This is a genomic window from Pseudomonas sp. 10S4 (assembly GCF_034344865.1).
Lineage (GTDB): Bacteria > Pseudomonadota > Gammaproteobacteria > Pseudomonadales > Pseudomonadaceae > Aquipseudomonas.
Window position 1 is genome coordinate 1299379 of the sequence record NZ_CP133774.1, and the last position, 13998, is coordinate 1313376.

Consider the following 13998-nt stretch of genomic DNA (forward strand, 5'->3'; position numbering starts at 1 on the left):
CTTGCTCCCTCGCCACAGGGTACGGGTCAGACCAACCCGGCACTCACAAGTAACTCCTCAAGCGCCAGCAAGTCAGGCACTTTCGCCACTTGCTCCCCCACCTGCACCGCCGCCTGTTCCAGCGAACACAACGGCACATCGACATAGCTCAACTGGCTATCGAGCTTGTAAGACCGCGGAATCCCCTGCACCAGCAGTGCAATGAACTTCAACTCCGGCCGTCCTCCAAGGGCATTGAGGATGACGATCCGCGCGCGCTCGCCAATCACCACTTTATTGCCACACGCCGACTCGAAACTCAGCAACGGAATCTGCCGATCCCGCCACGTCACCAGCCCCAAGTACCACGGCGGTGTATCGAGGTCGAACGCCCCCGGCTGATAGTCGATCAACTCCGCAACGGCGACGTTGGGCAGGATCAAATTGCGATCTGCCAAGGGCAGCAACAGCCCGGTGAGGTTGCTGGTGCGGTGCTCAAGCATGGGTTTTGCTCCACAGGGCGATGCTTTCGAGCAGCACCGATTCCTGGTATGGCTTGCCGAGGTAGTCGTTGACGCCGATGGCCATGGCGCGGTCGCGGTGTTTCTGGCCGGTGCGCGAGGTGATCATGATGATCGGCAGGTGCTGCAATCGTTCGTCGGCACGGACCTGGGTCGCCACTTCGAAGCCGTCCATGCGTGGCATTTCGATGTCCAGCAACATCACGTCGGGCAGGTGATCTTCGAGCAGCAGCATGGCGTCGACCCCGTCCTTGGCGGTCAGCACGTTCATGCCGTGGCGTTCGAGCAAGCGGCTGGTGACTTTGCGCACGGTCACCGAGTCGTCGACCACCAACACCAGCAGCGGCTTGTGCGGCTCGGCTTCAACCTCTTGAGTCATCGACTGTTGCGGCACACGCGCCTGCATGGCGCGAATCGGCGCCAGCAAATCCAGAATCAGCACCACCCGGCCGTCACCGAGAATCGTCGCCCCGGACAAGCCCTGCACCGCCGCAAATTGCGGACCGAGGCTTTTGACCACAATCTCGCGAGTACCGGCCATGGAATCGACTTGCACGGCGATGTACCGCTCGTTGCATTGCACCAGCAACACCGGCAACGGCAAGCTCTGGCCCAGCAGTTTCGGCCGAGTGCTGGTTTTCAGCAGTTCGCCGAGGTAGCACAGCTCATAGTGCTGGCCGGCGTATTTGTAGGTCGGCGGATCGAGCCGGTAATGCCCTTCGAGTTCGTTGGGCAGCACACGGACGATGCCGTCGATGGTGTTCAGCGGGATCGCGTATTGATCATCAATGCACTGCACCATCAGCGCCCGATTGACCGACACGGTGAATGGCAGGCGAATGCGGAAATGCACGCCCTGCCCCGCCGTCGAGTCGATGCTCATCGTGCCACCGAGTTGCCGCACCTCTTCATGCACCACGTCCATGCCGACGCCTCGCCCGGAAATCTGGGTGATTTTTTCAGCGGTGGAGAACCCCGGTTGCAGGATGAATTGCAGCACGTCACGGTCGCTGATGTTGCTGTCCGGCGCGAGCATGCCGCGCTTGATCGCCTTGCGCCGCACCGCATCCAACGGCACTCCGGCACCATCGTCGCGGATGTCGAAAATGATGTCGCCACCCTCACGGGACAGGTCGAGGGTGATCCGCCCCTGGGCCGGTTTACCCGCCGCGATCCGCGCTTCGGTGGATTCCAGACCGTGATCCACGGCGTTGCGCAGCATGTGTTCCAGCGGCGGCGCCATGCGTTCCAGCACGTTGCGATCCATCTCGCCTTCAGCGTTGCCGACGACGAATTCCACGTCCTTGCCCAGCTCGCTGGACACCTGGCGGACGATGCGTTTCAAACGCGGCAGCATCCGTTCGAACGGCACCATGCGCGTACGCATCAGGCCTTCCTGCAATTCGGTGTTGATGCGGCCCTGCTGTTGCAGCAGGTTTTCCGCGTCCTGATTGCGCCGGTCGAGGGTTTCCTTGAGGTCGAGCAAGTCGGAGGCGGATTCGAACAGTGCCCGAGACAGTTGCTGCAATTGCGAATGACGGTCCATTTCCAGCGGATCGAATTCTTCGTAGCCCAGGCGTTCAGCTTCTACCTGCTGACGGCTGAGAATCCGCCCCTGGGTTTCGGTGTCGAGGCGACGCAACTGGTCGCGCATCCGCTCGATGGTGGTTTCCATCTCGCTCAGGGCCACGCGGGCATCGTTGACCTGCTGCTCGATACGGCCACGGAAGATCGAGGTTTCCCCGGCCAGGTTGACCAAGTCGTCGAGCAATTCCGCCGAAACCTTGACCATGTCGGCGCCGGCATCAGGCGTTGGCGTCTCGACTTTGACCGTGGCCGGTGCCACCACTGGCGCCTCGGGCACGGCCGGGTGGCTGAAGTTCTTGATCGCATCGATCAGCCGATCCGCCGGCGGGCAAGGTTCCCCGGCGCGAGTGGCGTCGAGCATCTGCGCCAACCGGTCGTGACTGCTTTGCAACAGCGTGAACAGCGCCGTCGTCGGTTGCAGCACCCCGGCCGACAGGCCTTCGTAGAGAAACTCCAGTTCGTGGGCCAGGTCGCCAATCGGGGCGATTTCCACCATCCGCGCGCCGCCCTTGAGGGTGTGCAGGTCGCGCAGCAGGGTCTCGACTTCCTGTCGATTCGACGGCTCGGCCTGCCAGCGCACCAGCGCCGCGCCGGAGTTTTCGATGATGTCGAAACCTTCCTCGAGGAAGATTTCCAGTAGCTCCGGATCGTGGCCCGGCGAATCATGATCGTGCGTCGGTTCGACGGTTTCAGCCGTGCCGGCATTGCCGTGGCGGAACGCGCGAATCGCTTCGATCAGCTCGTTCGGGTCGTCTAAAGGCTTTTGCTTTTGCAATTGCTCAAGCAACACCGCCAGTCGGTCATGGCTGGTTTGCAGCAACTGGGCCAGTGCTTCGCTGTGGCTGTAGCGGCGATCCACCAGGCCTTCATAAAGGTGTTCCAGTTCGTGGGCCAGGTTACCGACCGGCACGACTTCGGCCATCCGCGCGCCGCCCTTGAGGGTGTGCAAATCCCGCTGCAACGACGATAGCGGCGCGGCGTTGTCCGGGTCGCTCAACCAGCGCTGCAACGCCTGGCCGGCGCTTTCGAGGATATCCATCGCTTCTTCGAGGAAGATCGAAACGATCTCGTCATTCTGCTCAATCCGAGTCGAGGACTGCGCCAGCTCAGCGGTGGCACTGCCCAGTTCGCGAATGCTCAACGTCCGGCTGCCGTCGCTGCGGATCAGCCCCGTGGCCGACGGGTCGAGGCTTGTATCGAGCAAATCGCGCAAGGCCCGGACGCGCTCCGGTTGCGAACTGACTTCCTGGCCGGCGGCCAGTTCGTCGAGCATATTGATCAGCGCTTCATGGGCACTTTGCGCTTCATGGAAAAACCCGTCGCTGACCGCCAGGCTGCTTTCTTCCACCGCGCCATACAGGTCGAGCAGCGCTTCGCAGAGTTCGTCCACCGGGTGCAGATCGGCGAGGTGCGCGCCTTCGCCCAGGGTGGTCAGTTCGTCCAGCAGCGCGCTGAGTTCCTGGCGCTCGCCGGGGTGTTGCTGCCAACGGCGCAACAGGCTTTCGGCATCCAGCAGGATGTCCATGCCCTGGGCCAGGAAGTTGTTGATCAGTTGCGGATCGCGCTTGATCCGCAAGCCTCTGTTTGGTGCTGTAAGAATGGAATGCAGGTGTTCTTCCAATAACGTGTGAGTGCGCTCGATCAACGAACGAGCGCCGGGAATCTCGCCCAGCGGATCAGTCTTGAGTTGGCGCAATCCGAGGCGGAACAGCCCTTCGGCTTCCAGTAGCAACTCGACTTCATCCAGGTCCAGGGCGATCAAGTGCGCCTTGTACTCGCGGGCCAGTTGGTCCAGCGGCGCCGCCAGTTCGACAATCGGCAACACACCAGCCATCGAGGCGCTGCCCTTGAGCGTATGCAAGGCCCGCTGCAACTCGTCGCTGGCTTGCAGTGGCACATGTTCGGCGGCCTGATCGAGAAAACGATTGAGGCTGGCGAGATGGGTTTCGGCCTCTTTGCGGAAGATCTCCAGCAGCAACGGATCGAGGGCGGCGACGTCTTGGGTGTCCTCATCCGACAGCGACCCATCGCCCTTGGCCAAGGCGTGCGCCCGAGCGGCCAAGCGGTCCACGTCGTCGCGTTGACGCTGGGCATTGGCGGCAAATTCGGTGACCAGTTCCGGCAGCAGGTTCAGCGCGTCAGTCAGCAACTGTTGCACTGCTGGTCCCGGCTCGACGCTGTGTTCCAGCACCCGGTTCAGCAGGTTTTCCATCGCCCAGGCCAGCTCGCCCAGCACCAATGCGCGGACCATCCGGCCACTGCCCTTCAAGGTGTGGAAGGCCCGGCGTAGCTCACTTAATGCGCCTGTGTGATCAGCGTTGGCCGACCAGCGCGGCAGGTATTCGTGCAGGGCTTCCAGCACCTCTTCAGTTTCTTCGAGGAAGACTTCCCGCAGCTCATCGTCCACCGGCTCTTCGTCCATTGGCGGCGGCAACAGGCTGCCCGGCGTATTCAGGGCCGGTGGATTGACGGCAGAAATCGGGCTAGCCAGCACATCGGCCAACGACTGCACCGTCTCGGGGTCGTCCAGTTCCTGAAGGTCTTGCATGACCTGGGCTTCATTGGGGCTGAGCACGTCTTCGAGCACCGGCACCCGTTTTTCGCTGGGGAAAAACCCGAGCGCGGCCAGGCTCTTTTCCGCCACGTCGAGCAGTTGTTCACTGGACTCTTGCGGGTCGTCGTTGAGACGCTCCAGGTAATACTCGATGCTGGTAATGACGTCGGCCAGGCTGTCCAGTTGCTGCCAACCGGGATGATCGGTGTCCACCAGCAGGTGTTCGCGAATGAAGCTGTTGCACGCTTCGATCAGGCTCGCGGCACGGCTCAGCGGAATCATCGCCAGCGCACCGCGCACTTGGGTCAGCAACGCCGGCAAAGGCTGCAGTTGCTGGCGATCCCAGTCGGCGTCGATGTAGTCGACGATCATGTCTTTGGCTTGTTGCAGGCAGATCCGTGCTTCGCGGATCACGATCTGGTGGATCTGGGTCAGGTCGGTGGTCGGCAGGCGACTTTCTTCCTGGCTCTCCGGCTCCACGGTGCCGACCATCCCGGCCAGCGTCGCCTCGACGTAAAGCAAGGCGCCAGCCACGTCCATCAGGATCGCGTCGTTGGGCTCGCGCTGGCCCTGAGCGAGGCTCAGCACCACCGCCAGTTGATCGATGATGACCTTGCGCGGCTGGCCAAAACCGAGCACCGCCAAGGTGTCGGCGATTTGCCGCAGCGGCGCCAGCAGGCTTTCGAGGTCCGAGGTGTGCTGGCGGTCGCTGCGCACAAACAGGTCCAGGCGTTCCTTGACCCGCACCAGCTCTTCGCACAGCGCGGCGAGCACCGAGCGCATGGCATCGCGGTCAGGGCCGGCCAGCCGTGCGCGTTCTTCGTCGACCATCGCGCTGTCGGGCAGCGCTTCGTCCAGTCCGTAGCGATCTTTCATAGTCAGCATCTGCCCGGTGGGATGTTCGGCTTTGGCAATGTAGAACAACAAGCTTTTGAACAGCTCTGGCGGTGGCGCCTGATTGACGCCGGACATGCCCTGTTCCAGCAAGCGCTTGAGTTCTTTGTCAGCGTTCTTGAACAGGCTGCGCAGCGCCGGGCTGTTGGCAATCGAGCCGCCGCGCATGCCTTCGACCAGCGCCGAAGCGACCTGCCACAACGGGCTCAGCGGCGCGTCACCGCACAACGCTTCGAGCCTGGCGAAGACTTTGGTCAGGTAGTCGAGATTGGTCTCGCCATCCTGTTCACGCAACAGACCGACCAGCGCCATCTGCAACATCTGCCGCAACTTGCGCAGCACATTGGGTAATTCCGCCGGTTCCAGCAGCGCCATGGCTTCCTTGTCCAGCGCCGGCAAATACGGCAGTTGCGGGCTGAACAGGCTGGTTTCCGACAGCAGGCTTTCACCCCGGGCACTGCGCAAATCGTTGATCAACGGCAGCACCACCAGCGGCAAGTCACGTCGTGCCCCTTGCACCCGGTCGAGGTAGATCGGCAGTTGCCCCAGTGCCTGTCTTAACAGGTGGATGGCTTCATCGCGATGATTGACGCGGTTTTGTTGCAAGGCGACGGTCAGTTGTTCCATTTCTTCGGCGAGCAGGGCCGCACCGTAGAACTCGACCATCTGCAAACTGCCGTGAACCTGGTGGATACACCCCAGGCACTCGTCCAGCGCATACGTCGCCTGCGGGTCATCCAGCAAGGTTTCCAGTGCTTGATGAGCCTGCTTCAGCGTTTCGGCAATCTCGCCTTTGACCCACTCGAGGGCCACATAGTCGTGCCGATCACCCATAACCACTCCAATCCCCACTTCACTCAAAATGCAGTCGCCCGCAGGCGGTTCAGGCTTTGTCCGTGACCTCGGCCGGCGCGGTCGGCAAGGTGAAACCCGATACAGAACGCCGCAGCTGACTGGCCATTTTCGCCAGGTTGCCGATGCTTTCGGCCGTCGCCGTGGAGCCGGACGAGGTCTGCGTGGTGATCTGCTGGATCACGTTCATCGTCAGGGAAATCTGGCCGGCTGACGACGTCTGTTGCTGCGCAGCGTTGGAAATGCTCTGGATCAGCGCCGCCAGGGTCTTCGAAACGCCTTCGATTTCTTCCAGGGCCACACCGGCATCCTGCGCCAGCCGCGCGCCGCGCACCACTTCGGTGGTGGTCTGCTCCATCGAGATCACCGCTTCATTAGTATCGGTCTGGATCGCCCGCACCAGTGTTTCAATTTGTCGGGTCGCGGCGGACGAGCGCTCGGCCAGGCGCTGCACTTCGTCCGCCACCACGGCAAACCCGCGCCCGGCATCACCGGCCATCGAGGCCTGGATCGCCGCGTTGAGGGCGAGGATATTCGTCTGGTCGGCAATGTCGTCGATCAGGCTGACGATGTCGCCGATTTCCTGGGAAGACTCGCCCAGACGCTTGATCCGTTTGGCGGTGTCCTGGATTTGCTCGCGGATGTTGTCCATGCCATGGATGGTGTTGTGCACCACCTCGTTGCCCTTGTTGGCGATTTCCACCGAGCGCTCGGCCACCGCCGAAGACTCGGCGGCGTTGGCCGAGACCTGGTCGATGGATTGCGCCATCTCGTTGATCGCCGTGGAGGCTTCCGAAATCTGCTGCGCCTGATGCTCCGAGGCCTGGGCCAGGTGCATGGCAGTGGCCTGGGTTTCCTGCACAGCAGCGGCGACCTGGCCGGCGGTGAGGTTGATGGTTGCCACCAAGTCGCGCAATTGGTCGACGGAATAGTTGATCGAGTCGGCGATGGTCCCGGTGAAGTCTTCGGTCACCGAGGCGGTCACGGTCAGGTCACCGTCGGCGAGGTCTTCAATTTCATCGAGCAGGCGCATGATCGCGTTCTGGTTGCGCTCGTTCTTCTCGGCGGTTTCCTGAAGCTGACGATTGGTTTCGCGGACCATCACCAGACCGATAAGGATGATCGACATCAGCGCCAACAGACCCAGTACGTAGCCGCCGATGGTGTCGGTGTTGCGCCCGCCCGCCAGGTTTTCGAAACCGGTGGCCAGGTGCGAGGCTTCGTCGAGCAGGGTTTGCGACAGGGTGAAAATGTTGGTCGCCGATTCCCGGACCTTGAACAGCTCCGGCGAGGTTTCGAGGATTTCATCCACCGAGCCCGAGACGAATTCGAACAGTTCGGCGATTTCGCTCAGTCGGGCGCGTGCATCCTTGTCTTCAACCTGGCTGATTTTCAGTGCCGGATTGCCCTGGAGCATGCCGTTGAGCACCTGGCCGAACCGCGCCGCATCGCGACCGAAGGCGTCGGCGGCCTGTTGCGAGTTTTCGTCGCCGGACAACACCGTGTTCACCGCACCTAGAATCCGTTCAGCCAACAACGACTGACGCTGAGCCATCACCACCTGAGCCGCCGGGGCGCCGCGTTGGAGGAGGATCTCGACGACCTTCTCGTACTCGACCTGCAACTGCGGCACGGTTTCGGCCAGGGTCGCGGCGACTTGATGCAGGGACAGCACGGTCTGTTCACTGGAGAGAATGGCATCGGTGTTTTTCAGCAGGCGCTCCCAGTCCAGCTGCACGGCGCGCATTTCCGGGCGCACGGTGGACGGGGCTGGCGGCAGGCCGGTGCTCGGATCACCCTTTTTCAGGTAACCCCAGCGCTGGGCAAAGTCGTTGCGCGCATCGCCGAGCAACTTGAACGCGGCAGCCTTGCCGGCGGCGGCTTCGGTGGCGTTCTTGGCGATGCGCTGGGACAGCACGCGCAGCTCACCGGCGTGACCGATGTACTGTTTGTCGTAGGTTGCCTGAGTGTTGAGGTAAGCGAAGTTGGCGAACAGCAGCATGATGAAGACGATCAGCGCGATAAACAGCACGATAATCTGTGAACGGCTGCGCGATCCTTCTGGCTTGCCTGTTTTTGCTTTTGTCATCGGTCCTCGCCTGTTAACCAGCACCCTTCGAACTCACCAAGAAACCTGTGGCGAGGGAGCTTGCTCCCGTTGGACTGCGCAGCAGTCCCCTTCTTTTGTGTTAAGAGGGGCCGCTTCGCGGCCCAACGGGAGCAAGCTCCCTCGCCACAAAAGCTCACCCGCACAAAATTCTGCGATTACACCGCGACTTGCATGAAGCTCTGGGATTGCGCCAGTGCAAACGGGCTGAACACTTGCCAGCTCTGTTCACGCTGGAACCGGCCTTTGACGAAAGCGCCAATCGGGCCGTTGCGTTCGTTCGGCGGCACCGCTTCCAGGCTTTCCTGGGCAAAGTGCTGCAAACCGTAGACTTCATCGACCATCAACCCGGCAAACACATCTTTGTATTCCACCACCAGCACCCGCCGCTGCTTGCGCACCGCCGACAACTCATGACCAAGCTCTTGATCAGAAAAGAAAGCGCACACATCCATGATCGGCAGCAGCCGCCCACGCAAGTTGGCGACGCCCTTGACCCACGGCTTGACCCCCGGCAACTGAGTGAAGCGCGGTTCATGCAGGACTTCGCTGACTTCGCCCATTGGCGCGACATACCAGTGCTCGCCCAGGCGAAAACCGATGCCGCTCCAGCGGTCCTGTCGGGTCAGCTGGGACGGCAAGTCTGCCGCCAGCACGCGACAACGCTGGTCGATCTGCAGCAGCAGTTCGAAAGCTGTGAGCGACTCGGTCATGGCCGCACGATCAACCGGCCAGCACGTTGTTCAGGGTTTTGATCAGGGTTTCTTCGTCGACCGGTTTGGTCAGGTAGTCCTTGGCACCCTGGCGTGTGCCCCAGACCTTGTCGGTTTCCTGATCCTTGGTGGTGATGATGATCACCGGGATGTGCCCGGTTTCCGGGTCTTTGGTCAGTTGACGGGTCGCCTGGAAACCGTTGAGGCCGGGCATGACGATGTCCATCAGCACGGCGTCGGGTTTTTCCTGACGGGCCAGGGCCACGCCGTCGGCGCCGTTTTCAGCTTTCAACACTTCATGACCGTGCTTTTCCAGCATGCCGGTCAGTTTGTACATTTCAGTCGGCGAATCATCGACGATCAGAATACGTGCCATGGTCTTCCCCATTCTTCTTGTCGACGCCGGGCCCGCTGGCCGAGCGTCACTGTGCGTGTCCTACTGCGGCAAAACGGCGGCAAAGCCCGGTACATGGGCCTGGATCGCGTTCAGCAGTTCTTCCTTGCTGAAAGGCTTGGTCAAAAACTGATCGGAGCCGACGATGCGCCCCTTGGCCTTGTCGAACAGCCCGTCCTTGGACGACAGCATAATCACTGGCGTGGACTTGAACGCACTGTTGTTCTTGATTAAAGCGCAGGTCTGATAACCATCCAGGCGCGGCATCATGATGTCGACAAAGATAATGCCGGGGTGATTGTCGGCAATCTTGGCCAGCGCATCGAAACCATCGATGGCGGTGATGACTTCACAGCCCACGTTTTTCAACAGCGTTTCGGCGGTGCGGCGAATCGTCTTCGAATCGTCGATCACCATGACCTTCAAGGCGCTGGAATGCTGTTCCATAAATGCTCTACCGTCGCCTTTGCGAATCAATTTGTCCGTTTGACGGCTCGAAACCCTTGATGCTCAAGGGCCAGCGCGACATGGCGACCTTTTTAGCACAGTCTCCAATACCAATCTATCGGGCGACCCTGGCGATGGTTTTTCCTTGACCGGGAACACACTCAGCGCCACTCTGACGCCACTTTTTCTGGCCTTGCGCCTACCCAAATTTCGAGGAAATACCCATGAGCGTTCGCGTCGGGATTGTCATGGACCCAATCGCCAGCATCTCCTATAAAAAGGATAGCTCGCTGGCCATGCTGCTGGCCGCGCAAAAGCGCGGTTGGGAACTGTTCTATATGGAACAGCGGGATTTGTACCAGGGCGAAGGTGAAGCACGGGCGCGGATGCGGCCGCTGAAAGTTTTCGCCAACCCGGAAAAATGGTTCGAACTGGAAGCCGAGACCGACGCGTTGCTGAGCGATCTGGACGTGATCCTGATGCGCAAGGATCCGCCGTTCGACATGGAGTTCGTCTACTCCACCTATCTGCTGGAGCAAGCTGAGCGCGCAGGCGTGCTGGTGGTCAACAAGCCGCAGAGCCTGCGCGACTGCAACGAAAAGCTGTTCGCCACGCTGTTCCCGCAGTGCACACCGCCAACCGTGGTCAGCCGCCGCGCCGACGTGCTGCGTGAATTCGCCGCCAAGCACGGTGACGTGATCCTCAAGCCGCTGGACGGCATGGGTGGCACCTCGATCTTCCGTCACCGCGCAGGCGATCCGAACCTGTCGGTGATTCTGGAAACCCTGACCGCGCTGGGCACCCAGCAGATCATGGGCCAGGCTTACCTGCCGGCAATCAAGGATGGCGACAAGCGCATCCTGATGATCGACGGCGAGCCGGTGGATTACTGCCTGGCGCGGATTCCTGCCGCTGGCGAAACCCGTGGCAACCTCGCGGCCGGTGGCCGTGGCGAAGCCCGTCCGCTGACCGACAAGGATCGCTGGATCGCCGCTCAAGTCGGCCCGACCCTGCGCGAGAAAGGCCTGCTGTTCGTGGGCCTGGACGTGATCGGCGAGAGCCTGACCGAAATCAACGTCACCAGCCCGACCTGCATTCGCGAGATTGATAACGCGTTTGGCACCGACATCGGCGGCCTGCTGATGGATGCCATCGATCAGAAGCTCAAGGCCCGTTGATGTAGAACAGCCAAGAAACAACCAACATTGCGTTATCATGCGCGGCCTGTAAAAAACGCGATGTTGGTTTTCTTGTCATGACGCTCCCGTCCGATCTGCCCGCTGAACTCGCCCATCGTGGCGTGCGCCCGGCCGATCGCCTCGGTTTTACCCTGTTTCTGGCGGCGCTGATTCACCTGGCCTTGCTGTTGGGCGTCGGGTTCACCATGGTCGAACCCAAGCAAATCAGCAAAACCCTGGAAATCACCCTCGCCACGTTCAAAAGCGAAACCAAGCCGAAAAAAGCTGATTTCATCGCTCAAGAGAATCAGCAAGGCAGCGGCACCCTGGATAAAAAGGCGATTCCCAAGACCACCGAGGTCGCGCCATTCCAGGACACCAAGGTGCAAAAAGTCACCCCGCCGCCGGCCGCCAAGCCTGAAGTGCAGGCAGCCGCGCCCAAGGCAGCCGTGACGACCATCGCGCCGAAGCCGAAAAAAGCCGTCGCCAAAAACGAAGAACCCAAGACTGAACCCAAACCCGCCGTGGCCGCGCCGACGTTCGACAGCTCGCAGCTGTCCAGCGACATCGCCAGCCTCGAAGCGGAACTGGCCAACGAACAACAGCTGTACGCCAAACGCCCGCGTATCCACCGCTTGAGCGCGGCGTCGACCATGCGCGACAAGGGCGCCTGGTATAAGGACGAATGGCGCAAGAAAGTCGAGCGCATCGGCAACCTCAATTACCCCGACGAAGCACGGCGCAAGCAGATCTACGGCAATTTGCGGCTGATGGTTTCGATCAACAGCGATGGTTCGCTGTTTGAAGTGCTGGTGCTGGAGTCGTCCGGGCAACCGTTGCTGGATCAGGCAGCACAGCGGATCGTCAGGCTGGCGGCGCCATTTGCACCGTTTACCGGGGATTTGTCGGATGTCGATCGGCTGGAAATCATCCGCACGTGGAAATTCGCCCGGGGCGACAAACTCTCCAGTAACTGAGCACCGCAAATCCCCTGTGGGAGCGGGCTTGCTCGCGAATGCGGTCGATCATTCAACATTGATGCCGACTGACACAACGCCTTCGCGAGCAAGCCCGCTCCCACATTTGATCGCCGTTGACTGCCAAATTGCGGCATCCCCAGCTTGTCAGTTCGCCCCTCCAACGCCACACTAGCGCTCATGAAGAACGTCAGCCCCAGCTACCTCAAGCATCACTTCCTGATCGCCATGCCGCACATGGCCGACCCGAACTTTGCGCACACCTTGACCTACATCGTCGAGCACACGGCCAATGGTGCCATGGGGCTGGTGGTCAACCGTCCGCAAGAACTGAACCTGGCCGATATCCTCGAGCAACTGCGCCCGGACATCGAGCCGCCGTTGCTCTGCCAGCATGTGCCGATCTTTATCGGCGGGCCGGTGCAGACTGATCGCGGGTTTGTCCTGCATCCCTCGGGGAAAACCTTTCAGGCCACCGTCGAACTCGACGGCGAACTGGCCCTGTCGACCTCCCAGGATGTGCTGTTCGCCATCGCTGACGGCGTCGGCCCGGCGAAAAGTGTGATCACTCTCGGCTACGCGGGCTGGGAAGCCGGACAACTGGAGGCCGAACTGGCCGACAACGCCTGGCTGACCTGCCCTTACGACGCCGACATCCTGTTCAACACCAGCAGCGAACTGCGCCTCGAAGCGGCGGCCAAGCACCTGGGTGTCAATCTCAGCCTGCTGACCAGCCAGGCGGGCCACGCCTGATGGCCCTGCGACTGATTTTGGGTTTCGACTACGGCACCAAACAGATCGGCGTAGCGGTCGGCCAGGTGATTACCGGCCAGGCCCGTGAGCTGTGCACCTTGAAGGCACAAAACGGTATTCCCGATTGGAATCAGGTCGAAGCCCTGATCAAGGAATGGAAGCCCGACGCCGTGGTAGTCGGCCTGCCGCTGAACATGGACGGCACGCCAAGCGACATGTGCCTGCGGGCCGAGAAGTTCGCCCGCCGCCTCAACGGTCGTTACAACTTGCCCTTCTATACCCACGACGAGCGTCTGACCACGTTCGAAGCCAAGGGCGAGCGGCGTGATCGTGGCGGCCAGAAAGGCAGTTACCGCGATAACCCGGTCGATGCCATCGCCGCCGCCCTGCTGCTGCAAGGCTGGCTCGACGAAAACACCGCACTGTTCGAATCCTGAAGAGCCGCCCCTGGCGACTCTCTATAGCTACAACCCGAGCCACCACTCAAGCATCACTCGGCTCGGGCCCAAGAAGGAGCAACCATGAGCCTGCCCAATCCCGTTGAACTGATCAGCCAGATGGCGACCCGGCTTGACGCCTACCTGGCCAAACGTGGCATCAGCGAACCGCGCTACATCGGTATTCGTACCGGCGGCGTCTGGGTCGCCCAGGCGTTGCTCGATGAACTGGGCAGCGATTCGCCGCTCGGCACCCTGGACGTTTCCTTCTACCGCGACGACTTCAGCCAGAACGGCTTGCACCCGCAAGTGCGCCCTTCGGCCCTGCCGTTCGAGATCGAAGGCCAGCACCTGGTGCTGATCGACGACGTACTGATGAGCGGCCGGACCATCCGCGCCGCCATGAACGAACTGTTCGACTACGGCCGCCCGGCCAGCGTAACGCTGGTCTGCCTGCTGGACCTGGACGCCGGCGAGCTGCCGATCCGCCCGAACGTGGTGGGCGCGACCTTGTCGCTGGCCGCCCACGAGCGGGTGAAGCTGTCCGGCCCGGAGCTCAAGCTCGAACTGCAAGACCTTGCCCTTTAATTCGCCCTATTGAGAGT

General features: G+C 61.4%; 11 protein-coding genes. 5 read left to right on the forward strand and 6 right to left on the reverse strand.

Annotated elements, in window-relative coordinates; all coding sequences use genetic code 11:
* Positions 1-26 precede the first annotated feature (26 nt).
* From RHM58_RS06115 to pilG, 6 genes are all read right to left on the reverse strand, one after another.
* Positions 27-482, reverse strand: coding sequence for a chemotaxis protein CheW (locus tag RHM58_RS06115; protein WP_322269872.1), 456 nt, complete (start codon positions 480-482; stop codon positions 27-29).
* Positions 475-6369 (reverse strand): Hpt domain-containing protein, encoded by a 5895-nt coding sequence (locus tag RHM58_RS06120; protein ID WP_322269874.1) that lies wholly within the window; start codon positions 6367-6369, stop codon positions 475-477. Before RHM58_RS06120 ends, RHM58_RS06115 begins: the two co-directional genes overlap by 8 nt.
* A gap of 49 nt (positions 6370-6418) precedes the next feature.
* On the reverse strand, positions 6419-8476 hold the full coding sequence (locus RHM58_RS06125) for a methyl-accepting chemotaxis protein (RefSeq protein ID WP_201198551.1): 2058 nt from the start codon (positions 8474-8476) through the stop codon (positions 6419-6421).
* 176 nt (positions 8477-8652) lie between these two features.
* Positions 8653-9207, reverse strand: coding sequence for a chemotaxis protein CheW (locus tag RHM58_RS06130; RefSeq protein WP_322269875.1), 555 nt, complete (start codon positions 9205-9207; stop codon positions 8653-8655).
* 10 nt (positions 9208-9217) lie between these two features.
* On the reverse strand, positions 9218-9583 hold the full coding sequence (gene pilH / locus RHM58_RS06135; protein ID WP_008068134.1) for a twitching motility response regulator PilH: 366 nt from the start codon (positions 9581-9583) through the stop codon (positions 9218-9220).
* A gap of 60 nt (positions 9584-9643) precedes the next feature.
* Positions 9644-10048, reverse strand: a complete 405-nt coding sequence (gene pilG, locus RHM58_RS06140; RefSeq protein WP_008152601.1) for a twitching motility response regulator PilG — start codon at positions 10046-10048, stop codon at positions 9644-9646.
* A gap of 224 nt (positions 10049-10272) precedes the next feature.
* Between pilG and gshB the strand changes: the two genes are divergently transcribed.
* The 5 genes from gshB to pyrR all read left to right on the forward strand — a co-directional run bounded on the left by gshB (position 10273) and on the right by pyrR (position 13981).
* Positions 10273-11226 (forward strand): glutathione synthase, encoded by a 954-nt coding sequence (gene gshB, locus RHM58_RS06145; protein WP_322269877.1) that lies wholly within the window; start codon positions 10273-10275, stop codon positions 11224-11226.
* A 77-nt stretch (positions 11227-11303) separates the two neighbouring features.
* Positions 11304-12203 carry an energy transducer TonB gene (locus tag RHM58_RS06150; RefSeq protein ID WP_201198558.1) on the forward strand — a complete coding sequence of 300 codons (900 nt, stop codon included), beginning with the start codon at positions 11304-11306 and terminating at the stop codon, positions 12201-12203.
* Positions 12204-12383: 180 nt separating this feature from the next.
* Positions 12384-12956, forward strand: a complete 573-nt coding sequence (locus RHM58_RS06155; RefSeq protein WP_201198560.1) for a YqgE/AlgH family protein — start codon at positions 12384-12386, stop codon at positions 12954-12956.
* A complete protein-coding gene (gene ruvX, locus RHM58_RS06160; protein WP_005792259.1) occupies positions 12956-13393 on the forward strand; it encodes a Holliday junction resolvase RuvX in 438 nt (145 codons plus the stop codon). The genes RHM58_RS06155 and ruvX overlap by 1 nt, the downstream gene beginning before the upstream one ends.
* 84 nt (positions 13394-13477) lie before the next feature.
* On the forward strand, positions 13478-13981 hold the full coding sequence (gene pyrR, locus RHM58_RS06165; protein ID WP_201198562.1) for a bifunctional pyr operon transcriptional regulator/uracil phosphoribosyltransferase PyrR: 504 nt from the start codon (positions 13478-13480) through the stop codon (positions 13979-13981).
* Positions 13982-13998: the final 17 nt, after the last annotated feature.